General features: G+C 42.5%; 17 protein-coding genes and 1 pseudogene. 3 read left to right on the top strand and 15 right to left on the bottom strand.

Annotated features, from left to right (window positions below):
• Window positions 1-3 precede the first annotated feature (3 nt).
• A complete protein-coding gene (locus dnm_RS10865; RefSeq protein WP_207682672.1) occupies window positions 4-1,203 on the bottom strand; it encodes a hypothetical protein in 1,200 nt (399 codons plus the stop codon).
• A gap of 946 nt (window positions 1,204-2,149) precedes the next feature.
• Window positions 2,150-2,716, bottom strand: a pseudogene (locus tag dnm_RS10870) (DsbA family oxidoreductase); the annotation flags it as partial.
• Between the two features lie 139 nt (window positions 2,717-2,855).
• On the opposite strand from dnm_RS10870, the gene dnm_RS10875 reads away from it, so the two are divergent.
• Window positions 2,856-3,284, top strand: a complete 429-nt coding sequence (locus tag dnm_RS10875; RefSeq protein WP_207682673.1) for a hypothetical protein — start codon at window positions 2,856-2,858, stop codon at window positions 3,282-3,284.
• Here the strand turns inward: dnm_RS10875 and dnm_RS10880 are convergent.
• The 3 genes from dnm_RS10880 to dnm_RS10890 form a co-directional block, all read right to left on the bottom strand.
• Window positions 3,250-4,701 carry a TrkH family potassium uptake protein gene (locus tag dnm_RS10880; protein WP_207682674.1) on the bottom strand — a complete coding sequence of 484 codons (1,452 nt, stop codon included), beginning with the start codon at window positions 4,699-4,701 and terminating at the stop codon, window positions 3,250-3,252. The genes dnm_RS10875 and dnm_RS10880 overlap by 35 nt on opposite strands.
• A gap of 228 nt (window positions 4,702-4,929) precedes the next feature.
• Window positions 4,930-6,297, bottom strand: a complete 1,368-nt coding sequence (gene trkA, locus dnm_RS10885; protein WP_207682675.1) for a Trk system potassium transporter TrkA — start codon at window positions 6,295-6,297, stop codon at window positions 4,930-4,932.
• 65 nt (window positions 6,298-6,362) lie between these two features.
• Window positions 6,363-8,252 (bottom strand): histidine kinase dimerization/phosphoacceptor domain -containing protein, encoded by a 1,890-nt coding sequence (locus dnm_RS10890; RefSeq protein WP_207682676.1) that lies wholly within the window; start codon window positions 8,250-8,252, stop codon window positions 6,363-6,365.
• Window positions 8,253-8,268: 16 nt separating this feature from the next.
• Between dnm_RS10890 and dnm_RS10895 the strand changes: the two genes are divergently transcribed.
• On the top strand, window positions 8,269-8,550 hold the full coding sequence (locus dnm_RS10895) for a hypothetical protein (protein ID WP_207682677.1): 282 nt from the start codon (window positions 8,269-8,271) through the stop codon (window positions 8,548-8,550).
• Here the strand turns inward: dnm_RS10895 and dnm_RS10900 are convergent.
• The 8 genes from dnm_RS10900 to dnm_RS10935 all read right to left on the bottom strand — a co-directional run bounded on the left by dnm_RS10900 (window position 8,522) and on the right by dnm_RS10935 (window position 13,522).
• Window positions 8,522-9,271, bottom strand: a complete 750-nt coding sequence (locus tag dnm_RS10900) for an energy-coupling factor transporter transmembrane component T family protein (protein WP_207682678.1) — start codon at window positions 9,269-9,271, stop codon at window positions 8,522-8,524. The genes dnm_RS10895 and dnm_RS10900 overlap by 29 nt on opposite strands.
• Complete coding sequence (locus dnm_RS10905) at window positions 9,259-10,008, bottom strand: energy-coupling factor ABC transporter ATP-binding protein (protein WP_207682679.1); 750 nt, start codon at window positions 10,006-10,008, stop codon at window positions 9,259-9,261. The genes dnm_RS10900 and dnm_RS10905 overlap by 13 nt, the downstream gene beginning before the upstream one ends.
• Before the next feature lie 73 nt (window positions 10,009-10,081).
• Entirely contained in the window at window positions 10,082-10,465 is a 384-nt protein-coding gene (locus dnm_RS10910) for a DNA methyltransferase (RefSeq protein ID WP_207682680.1), read from the bottom strand.
• Between the two features lie 8 nt (window positions 10,466-10,473).
• Entirely contained in the window at window positions 10,474-10,899 is a 426-nt protein-coding gene (locus dnm_RS10915) for a DNA methyltransferase (protein WP_207682681.1), read from the bottom strand.
• Window positions 10,889-11,026, bottom strand: coding sequence for a hypothetical protein (locus dnm_RS10920; protein WP_207682682.1), 138 nt, complete (start codon window positions 11,024-11,026; stop codon window positions 10,889-10,891). The genes dnm_RS10915 and dnm_RS10920 overlap by 11 nt, the downstream gene beginning before the upstream one ends.
• Window positions 11,014-11,787, bottom strand: a complete 774-nt coding sequence (locus tag dnm_RS10925) for a hypothetical protein (protein WP_207682683.1) — start codon at window positions 11,785-11,787, stop codon at window positions 11,014-11,016. Before dnm_RS10925 ends, dnm_RS10920 begins: the two co-directional genes overlap by 13 nt.
• Window positions 11,788-11,881: 94 nt before the next feature.
• On the bottom strand, window positions 11,882-12,856 hold the full coding sequence (bioB, locus tag dnm_RS10930) for a biotin synthase BioB (protein WP_207682684.1): 975 nt from the start codon (window positions 12,854-12,856) through the stop codon (window positions 11,882-11,884).
• Window positions 12,857-12,859: 3 nt separating this feature from the next.
• Window positions 12,860-13,522 carry a biotin transporter BioY gene (locus tag dnm_RS10935; protein ID WP_337833603.1) on the bottom strand — a complete coding sequence of 221 codons (663 nt, stop codon included), beginning with the start codon at window positions 13,520-13,522 and terminating at the stop codon, window positions 12,860-12,862.
• 540 nt (window positions 13,523-14,062) lie between these two features.
• Between dnm_RS10935 and dnm_RS10940 the strand changes: the two genes are divergently transcribed.
• Entirely contained in the window at window positions 14,063-14,839 is a 777-nt protein-coding gene (locus tag dnm_RS10940; protein ID WP_207682685.1) for an enoyl-CoA hydratase/isomerase family protein, read from the top strand.
• A 400-nt stretch (window positions 14,840-15,239) separates the two neighbouring features.
• Here the strand turns inward: dnm_RS10940 and ruvA are convergent, their stop codons facing one another.
• Both ruvA and dnm_RS10950 read right to left on the bottom strand, forming a co-directional pair.
• Entirely contained in the window at window positions 15,240-15,860 is a 621-nt protein-coding gene (gene ruvA, locus dnm_RS10945) for a Holliday junction branch migration protein RuvA (RefSeq protein ID WP_207682686.1), read from the bottom strand.
• A gap of 29 nt (window positions 15,861-15,889) precedes the next feature.
• A complete protein-coding gene (locus dnm_RS10950; protein ID WP_207682687.1) occupies window positions 15,890-16,375 on the bottom strand; it encodes a crossover junction endodeoxyribonuclease RuvC in 486 nt (161 codons plus the stop codon).
• Window positions 16,376-16,574: the final 199 nt, after the last annotated feature.

Raw genomic sequence — 16,574 nt, forward strand, 5'->3', positions numbered from 1 at the left:
CCGCTAATCAGCGTTTTGAATTCTTTTCATGAATTCATCAACCGCTGATTTGAATTCATGAATATCCACCTCGTCAATATGGCGTGAAAGCTTGATGCGTTTCTCAGGCATGTTCAGAATTTTCTTCATTTTTTCGTCATAGTTTCTGATGATCTCAGAAGCGAGTTTTGTCTGCAAAATCATATCTCCCGCGATATCTTTGGGCCAGACACCAAGTCTCGCTTTTTTATCAACATAAAAAACAGAGACTTTTCGTCCGTTTTGCGGAATCGTGAACCTTACATGCAAAGTTTGCTTGACAACAATTTCAATGCCATCTTTTTTCCGATACTCATCAACAAGATTTCTGACTTTATCATAACTATCCGGAGCGTTTCTTTTTAACGCTGTCCAAAAACCAATCGGAGGCGGAGGCGGAGGCGGAGGTGTAGATGGGCAAGGTCTGTTGATTGCAATGCGAGGCACAATAAGCAGGGGCCAGTTCGCATCTGTTTCTGTCCAATATCCTTTGAGTTCTATGAGTGCGAATTTGATACCGAGATTCGGATAGTTATTCAGATAGTCCGCCATTTTAAAGACAGGCGCTCTGATCTTGTCACTGACGATGACGGTGAGAAAACGTCCGGCTTGGAGATTTTCTGTGACCTTTGCAATAAAAGCAGGTTTGCCTCCGGCCGGTGGGCCAAGTTGCTTCTCCACCCAGTCCGCCAGATCGGATTCAGTGGTTTCGTATTTTTTGAGGTATTTTTTAGCGGCAATGTTCAGTTCATTGTAAGTCCATCCGGATAAGGAACTGGCATAGTCAATGGCCTGTGCCACGACCTTTCTTTTTGCCTCGGGGTTCTGCCAAAGCTTGGTTTCCACCAGAATCACATGGCCGCTATGACTGATAAACAAATTGTCAATCCGGCCCGTATCTGTTGACACCTCATATCCGATGGGTATCATGGGCCAGTAAACCGGGTCAATATCTGCGATGGGCAGGATATCAGGTCTGGTCCGCAAAAGATTCTGCAACCATGCCTCATTATAAATCTTTTGCTTTTCCTGTATCGGATGAAGTTTCCGGCCCGAACCGTCCTCCTCCATTATGTAGGCGAAAGCTTCCGCATCTGTTCCGTGAGACAGGCAGTAAGATGCGGAGGGAAAAACAAGGATTGCCAAAACAAGACAACACATTGTAAAAACATAACGAATACGCATAAATACTCCTTTCTTTGAAATGGGAAGAAATTTATGATCCGGAGTGCAAAAATTTTATTTTTGCACTTGCGAAAATAAAATTTTCGCACTCCGGAAAAAACTCAGCACTTGCGAAAATAAAATTTTCGCACTCCGGAAAAAAACTCAGCACTTGCGAAAATAAAATTTTCGCACTCCGGAAAAAACTCAGCACTTGCGAAAATAAAATTTTCGCACTCCGGAAAAAAACTCAGCACTTGCGAAAATAAAATTTTCGCACTCCGGAAAAAAACTCAGCACTTGCGAAAATAAAATTTTCGCACTCCGGAAAAAACTCAGCACTTGCGAAAATAAAATTTTCGCACTCCGGAAAAAACTCAGCACTTGCGAAAATAAAATTTTCGCACTCCGGAAAAAACTCAGCACTTGCGAAAATAAAATTTTCGCACTCCGGAAAAAACTCAGCACTTGCGAAAATAAAATTTTCGCACTCCGGAAAAACTCAGCACTTGCGAAAATAAAATTTTCGCACTCCGGAAAAACTCAGCACTTGCGAAAATAAAATTTTCGCACTCCGGAAAAAAACTCAGCACTTGCGAAAATAAAATTTTCGCACTCCGGAAAAAAACTCAGCACTTGCGAAAATAAAATTTTCGCACTCCGGAAAAAAACTCAGCACTTGCGAAAATAAAATTTTCGCACTCCGGAAAAAAACTCAGCACTTGCGAAAATAAAATTTTCGCACTCCGGAAAAAAACTCAGCACTTGCGAAAATAAAATTTTCGCACTCCGGAAAAAAACTCAGCACTTGCGAAAATAAAATTTTCGCACTCCGGAAAAACTCAGCACTTGCGAAAATAAAATTTTCGCACTCCGGAAAAAACTCAGCACTTGCGAAAATAAAATTTTCGCACTCCGGAAAAACTCAGCACCTGCGAAAATAAAATTTTCGCACTCCGGAAAAAACTCAGGTACTTCGCTTTCCGACACCGTTTTTCTGCAAAAGTTTTTCCAGCTTTTCGTAAGGCTGCGCGCCGACCAGCCTGCTCTGATTTATCACAAAACTCGGAACCGCCTTAATTTCTTTTTTCTGAGAACGAGACCAGTCCTCATCCACCGCTGTTTTAAACGACCTCATTTCAAGCACCTCTCCGGCTTCCTTTCGAGAGAGATTCACCGATTCCGCCAGTTCCAGAAGCACCGGAATTTTGGCAATGTTCTTTCCATCCGCAAAATATGCTTTGAAAACAGCATGATGGAATTCGTCTCCTCTGTTCTGCGTTTCAGCCCAAAGCCCTAGCTCCTGAGCCAGCCGGCTATTATATGTTTTTTTTGTTTCTTCGAAAGGCAGACCAAATCCGGCCGCAGTCTTTTTCAACCCCTTCATTATTTTGTCAATATTCACAGGCTGCCCCTTAAAAAGCTCTTCAAGCGTAAGCCCCTGCTCCGGTGTGTTCGGATGAAGCGGAAAAGCCCGCCATCGAATAAGAATCTCATATTCTTTTTTAAGTTTTTCAATACGCCCGGTAATGAAATAGCACCAGGGTCAGATATAATCGGAAAATATTTCAAGAGTTAAAGGAACACTCATTTTTTCTCCTCACTTTCAAGTTTCACTTGATCATCAAGTTCTTTACCTGTCATTCCTGCGAAAGCAGGAATGACAAACTGTTGTGGAAATCATCTCAGAAAATTTGATCATCGAGTTTCAAGTTTCCAGTTTCCAGTTTCCAGTTTCAAGTTTCAAGTTTCCAGTTTCAAGTTTCAAGTTTCCAGTTTCAAGTTTCAAGTTTCAAGTTCCGAGTTTCAAGTTTCAAGTTTCAAGTTCCGAGTTTCAAGTTTCAAGTTTCCAGTTTCCAGTTTCAAGTTCCGAGTTTCAAGTTTCAAGTTCCGAGTTTCAAGTTTCAAGTTTCAAGTTTCAAGTTTCAAGTTTCGAGTTCCGAGTTTCAAGTTTCAAGTTCCGAGTTTCAAGTTTCAAGTTCCGAGTTTCAAGTTTCAAGTTTCAAGTTTCAAGTTTCAAGTTTCCAGTTTCAAGTTTCAAGTTTCAAGTTTCAAGTTTCAAGCCCCTCATTTCCGCCAAAACTCCGGCACAAGAAGAATGATAACCGTATAAATTTCAAGTCGTCCCAGGAGCATGCACCATATCAGGAGCCATTTGCCAGATTCGGGTATCAGGGCGAAATTTTCAGCCGGGCCTACAAGTCCGAACCCCGGTCCGATATTTCCTATTGTGGCCGCGATTGCCCCGAATGATGTGACAAAATCCACGCCCATGCCTGCGAGCAGGACAGAACAGAACGCATAGAGAATCATGTAAAGTGCAAGAAAACCGAGAATACTTCGCATAACCCCCTCTGGCACGGTTTTTCCGCCAATTTTTATATGAGTGACCGCATGGGGATGAATCAGGGAAAACAGCTCTTTGTAGCAGTATTTAAAAGCGAGCATGGCGCGAAGGCATTTCATGCCGCCGCCGGTGGAACCGGCAGAAGCCCCTAAAAACATGCACAGCAGGATGATAATCTGAGACATGGCAGGCCAAGTTTCATAATCTGCCGTGGCAAAGCCGGTGGTCGTAATAATGGAAACAATCTGGAAAACGGCAAAACGAAACGCCTCGCCAATGGTCTGGTATGTTGCACCGTAAATATCAAAACTCACAACAGCGGTCAGCAAAATAACCACCCCTAAAAAAAAGCGGCATTCCGAATCCCGCCAGAAAGCAAGGGATTCCCCTTTCAGAAACTGATAATGAAGGGAAAAATTAATCCCGGCCAGCACCATAAAAACCGTGATGATGCTATCAAAATAAATACTGTCATAATGAGCAATGGAACTATTTTTTGTTGAAAAACCGCCTGTGGGCATGGTTGTGAACGCATGATTCAACGCGTCATAAATATCCATTCCCCCGATCATGAGCAGGATGATTTCAGCCAATGTAATTCCCGCGTACACTTTCCAGAGAATCATTGCCGTATCTCTGATACGCGGTTTGAGTTTATCCGGGACAGGACTGGGAACCTCGGCCTTATACAACTGCATCCCCCCGACTCCCAGAAAAGGAAGGATAGCCAGGGATAAAACAATAATTCCCATGCCGCCCAGCCATTGGATAAAACTCCGCCAAAAAAGCAGTCCCTTTGGAACCGCCTCAATGTTGGTCAGAACAGATGAGCCGGTTGTGGTGAAACCTGAAACCGATTCAAAGAACGCATTTACAAAAGTCCCGAACTCCCCGCCTGAGAAATAAAACGGGAACGCACCGAACACCCCCACGGCTGTCCATCCCAGGGCAACAATTGCCATGCCTTCACGGGGACTGATATATTCAGTCTTAGGGCTTCTGAAAAACAAGCACAGTAAAAGACCGCATATAATTGTCAGATTCATGGAATCTAAAAGCGGAAGGACACTCTCATCTCCGTAAATAAGACCCACGAAAAGCGGGCACACCATGAACACTCCCAAAAAAAAGATCAACATTCCGATAATATGAAATATATAGCGCCAACGCATCTGTAATCTTCTCCATTTTTCACCTTAACACCTAACACCTAACACCTAACACCTAACACCTTAACACCTTAACACCTTAACACCTTAACACCTTAACACCTTAACACCTTAACACCTAACACCTAACACCTAACACCTAACACCCTAACACCTAACACCTAACACCTAACACCTAACACCTAACACCTAACACCTTAACACCTTAACACCTTAACACCTAACACCCCTCTAAAAAAACTCCAGTTTCACCTCAAGAATTTTTTCCATCTTGGGAATAGCATCTCTTTTTGCGAATATGATAATTCTGTCATTCGGATGAATCACGCTTTCACCTGAAGGGATTGTTATCTCATTTTCACGGATGATGCTGATCACCAGCACCCCTTTTGGAAGAGAAATATCTTTTAACGGCTTGCCCACAATATCCGAGGTCTCCAAAGCCACAGCTTCCACGACTTCGGCCCCTTCCCCTTTAATGGATTTGGCAGAAAGCACCTTACCCCGGCGGATGTATTGCAAAATCGTATTCACGGCCGAAAGTCTCGGATCTACGACCTGTTCGATACCAATGGCCGACATCAGGGGAAAATAACCAAACTTGCTGATTTTTGTTATGGTCTTTTTTGCGCCCATGCGCTTGATAAGAAGCGATGCCAGAATATTGGTCTCCTCATCGCTGGTCAGCGTAATTGCGACATCTGTATCCTGAATATTCTCTTCGGTGAGGATCCCCTGATCAGAGCCGTCTCCGCACAGCACAACCGTTTTATTCAACTGTTCTGCAAGCTGTGTGCATTGATCCGGATCTTTTTCAATGATTTTCGTATGGATGGATTTTTTCTCAAGCAGGGAGGCCAGCCTGAAGCCGATGCGTCCGCCTCCCACAATGAGGGCACGGCGTACTGGTTCCGCATATTTGTTAAAAGTTTTCAGGGTATCCATGAGGTTCTCTTCTTTACTGATAAAATAAAAGGTATCCCCCGGCAACAGACTGTCATTTCCGGTGGGAATAATCAGTTCCTCATCCCGAATGACTGCGGCAATAAGAGGAATTTGTTTTCCCGAAGCCTGGGAAAGTTTGGCAAAAGGAATACCCGCCATTTTTGTATCCTCTTTGTCCAACTGTATTCCGATCAGTTTCAAATGACCTCCTGCAAATTCACTCACATCAACGGCTCCTGGCACACTCATCAGCCGGTCAATGGTTCTCACCACCTCAACTTCCGGATTGATGATGGTGTCAATATGAGGTGCGCTGGAACGAAAATTGCTATGATATTTATCATAATCCGCATCCCGTATCCGAGCCAGCTTTTTTGTTGCGGGAGAAATAATATCTGTAAGAAGACAGGCCACCAAATTTGTTTCGTCCTTATTTGTAACAGCGAGAAGTATCTCGGCATTTTTGATACCTGCTTCCTCCAGTACAAGCGGACTGCTTCCTGATCCGTTAATCACCTGAACATCTATGTTGTCAGACACTCGGCGAATGGCATCAGGATTGCTGTCAATAATCACCACATCTTTGTTTTCAAGCGCAAGTCGGCTCGCAATGTGGAAACCAACCTCGCCCGCGCCTACGATTACGATTTTCAATGTAACAACTCCTTTTTTGAAACTTGAAACTGGGGACTATGCATGAATTTTTGATATTTCAAATTTCAAATTTCAAATTTCATCTTAAATGTCGTTCCCGATTCTTTACTACTATGGAAATCCAATGTCCCATCTATCTGTCTTGTCAGGCCGGTTATTATTTTCAGACCCAATGTTTTTGGGCTTTCTATACCTTTATTCTCTGGAAAGCCGACCCCGTCATCGCTTACTGTCAATGTAAAACTGTCATCATTATCTGCTTTGACGCTGACCGTAATTTTTCCTTTTTCCCTGTTCGTAAAAGCGTGTTTAAAACAATTTGAAATGAGTTCGTTCATGATCAGACCGCAAGGAATCGCTGTGCTTATGTTTAACAGAATTTTATCAATATCTGTATGTAACCTGATTCTGCCAGGCTTTGTCTGATAAGCGTGAAACAAACGTGTTATAAGGTTCGGGGCATAATCAGAAAAATCAATCTCCGCGAGATTTTCAGATTTGTACAACTGTTCATGGATCAGCGCCATGGATTTTATACGTCCCTCTATAATCCGAAATTCCTGAATGGTCTGCGGGTCCTGAATTGAAGTCATTTGCATATTGAGCAAGCTTTCAATAACATGCAAATTATTTTTGACACGGTGATGAATTTCCTGCAGAAGCACTATTTTTTCTTTGAGCGATGCTTTAATTTTTTCTTCAGCCTGCTTGCGCTCTTCAATATCTTCCTGAACCGTTACCCACAGGGCATTATGTATGGAATGCTGAAAAGCGGACACTTTTGCATGGGTTAAAAACGGTTTTCCGTTTTTCCTGATATTGGTCACCTCTCCTTCCCATATGCCTGTCTCATTTAAAACAGATATAATTTCTTGGGCTGTTTCCTCAGGAGATTTGTACATGGGTGCGTTAATCAGAGTGATATGCCTGCCGAGCAGCTCGCTCCGTTCATAGCCAAGCATTTTATCAAACGCGGGATTTGTATAAATAAAGACTCCGTTATCAGCCTGGACAATGTTCACTCCTTCGGCCATATTATCCATTGCCAGACCATACAGCTTCAATTCTTCCTCGGTCCGCAGATGTTCGTTGATCTTTTTTTTCAAATTTTCATTGGCCTCGGCAAGCTCCTCGGTTCTTTTACGAACTTCTTCTTCCAGGCCATGATAAGCATCTTTCAACTTGGCTACCATGGCTTTAAAAGCCCGGGCAAACTGACCAAGCTCGTCTTTTGATTCAACAGGAATTTCCTTGTCCAAATTCCCCTGACTGATTTCAATCACTGCGCTCATCAGTGCGGACAGAGGTTGTATGATAGTCCGGGTAAGCAGTATCACAAAAATAACGCTGCCTAAAATAGTTATGATAACAAGCAGATAGGCGGTATTCAGCGTTTTTCCCCTTATATCTGATGTTTCATTCAAAAACGCCTCTGCTTTGCTCTGAGCAAAATCACTCAGCGACAGCATGGCTGTGTTAACTTTGTCCACATGCCGGGCACCTTTGCCTTTTGTTATGGCAGCGGCTTCATCTTTTTTACCCTGACGCGTTAAAGCGATGACTTCATCACGAATGGCTTTCCATTCCCTGAACGCCTTTCTGGCATCTTCATACATTCTTTTTTCGCCTAAAAAGCGTTCCTCTATTATTTTAAAATCCTTATAGACCTCTTTTTCATATTTGTCTGCGATTCGGACAGCCTCATCTGTCTCAGCATCACTTTTAGCCAGGGCCACATCTTTCATTGCACGGTGAATTCGGATAATATTGCCATCAACTCTGAAGACAGCGTTACTGACGGCAAGCGGATGCCTGTACATCATGCCCGTCAGATCTGATAAAAACCCCATCCGATTAATAATGAAAAGGCTCACGATGGCAAAAAGCAAAAGAATCAGGCTGAATCCGATTCCAAGTCTTATGCCAATACTTAACTCTTTAAACTTTTTCAACATAGTAATAATTTGAAATTTGAAATTTAATGATTTTTTTGCAAAGTTTCGAGTTTCAAGTTTCGAATTTCAAGTTTCAAGTTTCAAGTTTCAAGTTTCAAGTTTCAAGTTTCAAGTTTCGAATTTCAAGTTTCGAATTTCAAGTTTCAAGTTTCAAGTTTCAAGTTTCAAGTTTCGAGTTTCAAGTTTCAAGTTTCAAGTTTCAAGTTTCGAATTTCAAGTTTCAAGTTTCAAGTTTCGAATTTCAAGTTTCAAGTTTCAAGTTTCAAGTTTCACAATATCAGAATGCACAGGCAGATGACCAGCAACAGTGCTATCCAATCTTTTTTACCAGATGAAAGCTCCGGGTCTGTCCGATTTTCAGAATAACATCTTGCTTCCATGGCGACAATAAGTTTATCAGCGTCTTCAAAGGTTCGACGCATGAGCGGAATGGTAAACTTTATTAACCGATACACAGGGTTTTTCCGGTTTTCGATTCCTCTTGCACGCTGGGCATCGGCAGTCTCTTTTGCCTGGTTGAGAATGGTCGGTATAAAGCGCATCACCAGACTGATCATGGTGGCGACTCTTTTTGCGGGAATAAACGGAAAAGGAGTCAGAAACCATTCCACAGCCGCTTTGATTTCCGAGGGCCGGGTGGTCGAAACAAATATCAGTCCCAGCAAAACCACAGTCCCCAGGCGTCCGCAGACAAGTATGCCATCATACAATCCCTGAGAGGTCATCGTCAGCCCCATAAATTCGATGACCGGGGTTCCGGGAGTTGATAAAGCCCTGGCAATGAGAACAAAAGTCAGCAGGATAAGAAAATACTGAATTTCCTTTAAAACGGATATGAATGAGACACGGATATGAATGATGGCAAAAACAAGCAGGAGAATTAAAAGAGAAAGTCCCGGGATATATGCTTTCAGGCTTGCAAGGCTGATAAGAATAAGACATGCAAGTTTAAACCGGGAATCCAGGATATGAAGAAGGGAAGTTCCGGTGCGATAACCAAAAACAGTCAGTTCAGCCATGATCCGATTTCCATGCCCAGGCGGGAAGCGCAGGGCTGTCTTACGCCGTAAGTCTCGACATCTGTGACAATCTGATCCGGAGTCCCGTCTCTTACAATTTTCCCGTCTTTCATAATGACCAGACGGTTTGCATGACCAAGGACTTTTTCCAGATCATGGGTGGTTAGCAGAATGGTGTGCCCTGCCTCATGCAGAGAAAGAATCTGTTTTAATATCTGCCTGACACCGGGATAATCAAGGTTGGAAAAAGGTTCGTCAAACACCAGTATCTTGGGATTCATGGCAAGAACGCCGGCAATGGCGAGCCTCCGTTTTTCTCCGCCGGAAAGCACATGGGGTCTCTGATCTGCGAAAGATGCCAGCCCCACGGCATTTAATGCGTGAGACACCCGTTTTTTTATTTCCGGCCTGCTCAGACAAAGATTTTCCGGGCCGAACGCCACGTCTTCAGACACGGTTTCCCCGACAATCTGGCTGTCCGCGTCCTGGAACACCATGCCGACCATCTGCCTTGCCCTTACAACATTCTCGGACACGGAAATTCCGTCGAGTATGACTGTTCCTGCTGTGGGCAGAAAAAGTCCGTTCAGATGCCGCAACAATGTTGTTTTTCCTGATCCGTTCTGACCGGAGATAACAACAAACTCCCCCTCCCGAACCATCAGGTTAATGTTCTCTATCCCCATTGCTCCGTTTGAAAAACGGTGGGTGAGGTTGATTATTTCAAGAATGTTCATGTCAGTTGTTAGTGAAGGCTCTGCTTACTGGTTTTATGTTTTGTTATGAACATGCTTCTCGGTTACATGCCATTTATGAATCAAAAAGACTGCGTTGTCTTAGCTCATTGTCTGAAGAATGAGATGGTTCATCACCGTACATTTTTTTCACTGTACTCATAAAGTTTGAGACAGAACCATTGTGATTACCAAGGAACCACTTAATATGATTCGACAGATAGGCTTCTCTGATTTTTTTATCATTCAAATCTTTCGGAACTCTTTCCATTCTCGAATCAATACTGTCAAAGCCGAGGCAGGGCTTTTTGAGTCTTTGTTTTATCATTTCAACATATTCAGGATTCAGTTCAATGCCAAGACATTTTCTTTTCAGTTGCTGACAGACTCTTAATGTTGTCCCGCTTCCGGCAAAAGGATCAACAATTAAATCCGCCTCATCAGATGAAGCCAGCACCATTCTTTCAATCAGGCCCTCTGGTTTCTGGGTGGGATGATTTTGCCTGTTTTCATTACAATAATGAACATGAAAAAAGTCCAGACATCTCCGGGATTGGCTCCTCTCATGTTGTTTCTTGACCGGTAATATTTCTGAGGAACTCTGACATTATTTAAATTAAATTTGAATTTTTCTGATTTGGCGAACATCAGGATGTCATCATGTCGCGGAGAAAAGCCTTTGGTTTTGCCGATGCCCTGTGTATAATGCCAAGTGATCCAGCTATTAAAATACATTCCTAATTTTCGCTCTAAAATATCATACAGGTATGAGATAAATCTGACTCCCATGAACACATAAAGCGTGCCTGTACTCTTTAAAATGTGATGTGCTTCTCCGAGCCAACAGACCGAGAAATCCAAATATTCATTAAATCCCTTGAGATCATGGTTCATAATTTCTACCTAAATTATAAGGCGAAGCTGCAATAACAAGATCAACAGATGCGCTTTTAATATTCTTCAGTTCTGACAAGGCATCACTTTGAATAATTTGAATTTTATTGTTCATTATTTGATCCATTCATGTTTTTCCGCTATTTCCAGCCATTGTTGGTATCCCTTCTTTGAGGCAATAAATTTTCTGTCTAATAACTGACAAAACGCCCACACATTTCGATTTTCTCTTGTAACATAGTGAATATCTTTTATTTGTAGTTGTCCTGTCTCTAAGGCCGGGTTATAACTGATATCAGACTCAGAGATATATTTCAGATCATAAGCATTAAAGTCAACAACTTCCATAACTCCCATCATCATTTTTGTTTCTGAGTTCTTCTGACTAAAAACTTTATATTTTATTGAAAAAATAACAAAAATATAGTCAGGATCTTTTATGTACGCAGTTCTTATTCGGGCAAAAGAGGTTATATTCGGGGATATTGCACTATTTTTGATGTCTTTGCTTGTCGCTTTGACATCCACATTTGCTGTCACAGATGTCTGACGCTTTCTTTTCCTTTTGAACTGAAGAATGACATCAGCCATATTCAGACGTTCACCTGCTTCAACATTTATAAGCTGATATTCATTATTCTCATCTTCAAGAACCTCAGAAAAAGTTTCAAAAGCCCATGCTTCAATGAAAGGTCCGGCGATTTTATTAATATTCTCCATCGGAAGACCGAGTTTAAGGTTTGTGTTTATGATGATCTTATTTCGGTTCTCATCCATAGCAGTTCGCATAATATTCTCAATTGAATTTATTATAAAATCAGAATATTCCATGTAGTCTTCAGATTCCAGAGGAATTTTAAATTCGAGTTCATCATAAATCTTACTCAATTGATTTTTCTCCTTATATAATAAATTAAAGGCGCACAATCATAGCTTTTCAAAAGTTAAATTTCACAAGCAACTCACATGCGAAATGCTCCTGCTATTTTGTTGTAAACCCCAGTTGGTCAACGATCTCCAAATCCTGTTGCAAGGTCTGACCCGTTGTTGTGAGATAGTTTCCTGTCATGATGCCGCTTGCGCCTGCATAAAAAACCATCGGGTGGAGAGATTTGAGATTGGCTGTTCTGCCGCCGCAAATAAAAATATCCTTATTGGGTAAGATATATCGAAACAACGCAATGATTTTCAGACATCGGAGCGGTGTGAGTCCGCTGTGATTTTCCAGCGGTGTTCCTTTGATCGGAACCAGAAAATTAATCGGAACAGCATCAACATCCAAGTCCCTGAGTGCCAGTGCCAGTTCAAGTATCTGTAAATCTGTTTCTCCGATGCCGAATATACCGCCGGCGCACACAGAAAGCCCTGCTGCCTTGGCTGCCATAATTGTATCCACACGCTCCTGATATGTGTGCGTATTGCAGATATTTTTGAAAAAGCTTTCTGCTGTCTCCAAATTATGATGATATCTGCTCACGCCTGCGGCTTTCAATGTTTCAAAATCCTCCTGATCAAGAATTCCCAGGGAAGCGCAGTAACTCACCTTATCTGAGTCAAGCTCGGAAAACGCCTCAGCTACAGCCTCAACTTCTTTTTTGGAGAGACGCTTCCCGCTTGTGACAATGGAATATCTGTTTACAGGGGCCTCGGCAGCATATAATGCCCCTTCCTGAAGTTTCTCTTTTGACAGCAGCGGATAAACAGGCACGTCTGTTTGTGAAAATTTGGACTGGGAGCAGAACGTGCAGTTTTCTGTGCATCTGCCGGATTTGCCGTTGCAGATATTACAAAGATGAACTGTTTTGCCAAAATAATGATTGCGGATCATGTCCGCACCCGGCAGAAGGGTAAATGCGTCATGTTCGGGAATGCTTGCCAGTGTTTTACAAGTTTCAATCTCCGGGGCATTCCCGGCTATAATATCTTTTGCAAGCTGTAATAAAGTATTTTTATCCATGTGTTAAGCCTCAGCCTCAGCCTCAGCATAAGAAGCAGCCTCAGAGGTTTGAATGACAGGCCGCAATGCTTTTGCAATGGCAACAGCAGCCGCAATCTTCAAAACATCCCCCAAAAGAAAAGGAAGCATGCCCCCGATCAGTGCTTCGCCAAATCCCATGCCTGTTACGATTTTCAGCCATGTCACCCCCAGAGCATAGACAATGACTACCCCGCAGATCATTGCCACAATATCAAAAAGAACCCGGCCGTTGGCTTTTTCTGTTATCAGACCGATAATGTAAACAGCGGGAAGATAAGAAATAAGATAACCGCCGGTGGGACCTGCAAAGCGGCCGATCCCTCCGGCACCTCCGGCAAATACGGGAAGACCGCAGGCACCTGCCAGAAGATACACTGCCACACTTGCAAGCCCCCATCTGCTTCCCAGCAGAAGTGCGGAAAGCATGACAAAAAGGTTCTGAAGCACTATGGGAACAGGACCTATGGCAACTGAAATATAGGATCCGACTGCAATTAATGCAGCAAAAAGTGAAGCATACACAGTCATTCGAAGCTGGTTGGAAAGATTCATAATTTTTTTATTTTCCTTTGGTAATTTGAAACTTAAAACTTGAAATTCGGAGGCTCGGGGGATTTTCATGTATGTGACTGTTCCGAGTTTCAAGTTTCAGGTTTCATTGTTTCTCTTTTGATAATTTCTGGCAGAAAAAACCTGCTGTTTTGATTTTTATTAACAAATTAATTTTTCAGTGAAAATCATCAGCCATGCCACAGACTTCCGAGTGCAATACTGTGACCATAAGTTTATAAAGATACCTCAAATGTTCCAATGGGTCAAATATTATTTTTGTAGGGTTTTGCAATATATCGGTACAGGTTTGCTTAAATTGGGATTATTTTAAAATCAGATAGTTATTGAACGAATTAGACTGAACTTCGGACCGCTGAAAAAAATTTTTCCAGGGAATTAATTTGTTTCAAAAAACAACATTTCTATTCAGTGTGATATTTTTTTGGTTGACCTGACAGCTTTAAAAAGCTTAAAAAATGTTTTAAAATTAAAACTTGAAAATGCCATACAATAAGATAAGAAATCAGCAGATGCCGATTTTTCCTTGTTTTTAAAGGGATATGGAACAGTTTTGTCAATTTTATACCTTTGTAGCAATGACATCATTTAAATTTTAAAAAAGGAGAATTTTTAATGTCCTTTGAGACGATTTTGATTGAAAAAAAAGATAAGATGGGATTTGTCACGCTCAACCGTCCTGACCAGTTCAACACATTCAGCACACAAATGGGCCAGGAGATGAACGCTGCCCTGCTTGAACTGGAGGAAGACAGTGAGATTAGGGTAATAATTATCAGGGGAGCGGGCAAGGTATTTTCAACAGGGATTGACGTCAGCGAATTTCCCGAAAAAACACCGTCTGAGTATCAGAAATGGATCAGCCAGATGGAAGAGATGCACCTGACCATTGCATCTATGGGAAAACCTGTGATTGCCATGGCTCACAGATTTGCGGTGGCAAACGGTGCCGGACTTCTGGCGGCTGCGGATTTCGCTTTTGTGGCAGAAGGCACAAAAATAGGAACCACTGCCATTAACGTGGGATTGCTCTGTACCGGGCCGATTATTCCTATGAGTTATGTCCTAGGTAAACATAAAACCCTGGAGATGCTTCTGAGCGGAGATATGATTGAAGCTGAAGAGGCGGAGAGACTGGGACTGATCAATAAAGTTGTGCCTGCGGAAAAACTGGAGGAAGAAACAGTGGCGTTCGCTCAGAAGCTTGTTGACAAAAGCCCTGTGGCAGTTCAGATGGGGAAATCATTTTACTATAAAATGATTGACATGCCTTTCCGACAGCGGTTTGCCTATAACAGCGAAGTCTTTGGCAGATTGTGTACCACGGAAGATGCTAAAGAAGGTGTAAATGCGTTTCTTGAGAAACGGAAACCTGTTTGGAAAGGAAGATAAAGAAAAGCTCCTCTGCACAGATTAGTGATAAACAGGGGTTTCACATATGAACATTTCAAAAATGCAGCAGGTTTGCAGACCCCCGCCAGGCCCCTGGGGGGGCATATTTGTACATGTAAACATGCCATCTCCACGGGATTTTCCCGGCCCAGCATGATTTGCTACAAATATGCCCCCCTACGGGGTTTTCCCGGCTTCCCCAAAATCCGTTATAATCAGTGATTCTGTTCTCCGGCTCTCCGACAAACTGTCCCGTTTTTAACGATTTTAAAAATTTTTCAATTTAGACATCCTTCACAAAAGCTGAAAAGTAGTTTACACTTTTTTCGAGCTGTAAACTGTCAAATGAAGGATGCCGATAATTACCTCACTTTCACTGAACAACTATTCGGGATCATCTTCAATTCTGCCCCTTATCCCCCCGATAAATTTCATCAAACAGCTCTTCCGGAGTGGAAATGTCGCTGTTGCGTTTTATGGCATCCGCAATCAGTTGTTTTGCCTCCGGGGTTTTATGGCCCAACTGGGAAACAAGCACATCCAGCACCTGTTCCGCAAAATCTTCCACAACCGGATTTTCTTTTTGTTTAACATCCTGAAGCAGCGTAAATTTGCCCATTTTGCCGCCAAGTGTGGCAATAATCTTCTGGGCGGTTCTGGCTCCGATTCCTTTCAGATTCTTCAGCTTGCCGACATCTTCCGATTCAATGGCGTCTGCAATTTCAGAAACAGGGATATTCAGGGCTTTTACTGCTTTAAGAGGGCCGATGGCTTCAACAGAAACAAAATATTGAAAAAATTCTTTTTCAATTTCAGAATTAAAACCGATTAACACCGGCTTGGGCTGCCGTTCGGTCTGCTGATAATAAATATAAAGAGAAAGAGAATCACCAATGGCCTTTGTTTTGAGCGTTTGCATTACAATGGCGGGGAGCATCACCTCATAGCCCACCTGATTTGCAAGAAGAAGAATTCGCTCTTCCTCTTTTTTCAAGAGTTTGCCTTCTATATAACCAATCATTTTTATTTAACCGAAAAACTGATTTTTTTTCAGACTGTGTTCTGGTAGCGATATAAACCGATAAGGGCCAATGCCATTGCATCGGAAGCGTGAAAAGGTTTAATGGGAGTTTTCAGATTTAATACATGTCGAACGGCTTTTTCCAACTGAGCTTTGCTTGCGTTGCCGTTCCCGGTCAGCACCTGCTTGGCCTCACGAACCGGAACCTCTGTAACAGGGACATTCATCTGATAGCCGGCGAGCAGAATAACACCTGTGGCCTTTCCCAAGGTGATCCCTGATTTTGGATATTTTTCCACGGAAAAAATATCTTCCACAACCATCAGGTCGGGTTTCTCATCTTTCAATACAAGAAGAAGCCTGGAATATATATGACTGAGACGCTCCGGCAGCGGAAGCTTTTGGGATGTGTAAATAGTTCCAAATGAAAAGCCGTCAGCCTTAAGTCGCTTTCCCCGCACAACTCCCACCCCTGTCGCCGCCAGCCCCGGATCTATGCCGATAATTTTTATCACTTTGATTTAAACAGTTGTGACTCTGCGGCCACAACGAAATATAAAAATTTCAATATGTTTTTTAATAGTTAAACCTGGGGCATCCGTTCACTTCAATGAGCCTCCCTGTAAAATCAGGATATTATGCGAGAACCCCAGTTATCCGACAGCTTGCTGTTTTTTAGGTAAATCCGGGTAATTTTTCCGAAAAACCCCATTG

It is taken from the genome of Desulfonema magnum, assembly GCF_017377395.1.
Classification (GTDB): Bacteria; Desulfobacterota; Desulfobacteria; order Desulfobacterales; family 4be13; genus Desulfonema_C; species Desulfonema_C magnum.

Bases quoted from the DNA above. Each gene is read 5' to 3' on its own strand.
- dnm_RS10865 (WP_207682672.1), bottom strand. From the start codon at position 1,203: ATGCGTATTCGTTATGTTTTTACAATGTGTTGTCTTGTTTTGGCAATC.
- dnm_RS10880 (WP_207682674.1), bottom strand. From the start codon at position 4,701: ATGCGTTGGCGCTATATATTTCATATTATCGGAATGTTGATCTTTTTT.
- dnm_RS10890 (WP_207682676.1), bottom strand. From the start codon at position 8,252: ATGTTGAAAAAGTTTAAAGAGTTAAGTATTGGCATAAGACTTGGAATC.
- dnm_RS10900 (WP_207682678.1), bottom strand. From the start codon at position 9,271: ATGGCTGAACTGACTGTTTTTGGTTATCGCACCGGAACTTCCCTTCTT.
- dnm_RS10905 (WP_207682679.1), bottom strand. From the start codon at position 10,008: ATGAACATTCTTGAAATAATCAACCTCACCCACCGTTTTTCAAACGGA.
- dnm_RS10910 (WP_207682680.1), bottom strand. From the start codon at position 10,465: ATGGTGCTGGCTTCATCTGATGAGGCGGATTTAATTGTTGATCCTTTT.
- dnm_RS10915 (WP_207682681.1), bottom strand. From the start codon at position 10,899: ATGAACCATGATCTCAAGGGATTTAATGAATATTTGGATTTCTCGGTC.
- dnm_RS10920 (WP_207682682.1), bottom strand. From the start codon at position 11,026: ATGGATCAAATAATGAACAATAAAATTCAAATTATTCAAAGTGATGCC.
- bioB (WP_207682684.1), bottom strand. From the start codon at position 12,856: ATGGATAAAAATACTTTATTACAGCTTGCAAAAGATATTATAGCCGGG.
- dnm_RS10940 (WP_207682685.1), top strand. From the start codon at position 14,063: ATGTCCTTTGAGACGATTTTGATTGAAAAAAAAGATAAGATGGGATTT.
- ruvA (WP_207682686.1), bottom strand. From the start codon at position 15,860: ATGATTGGTTATATAGAAGGCAAACTCTTGAAAAAAGAGGAAGAGCGA.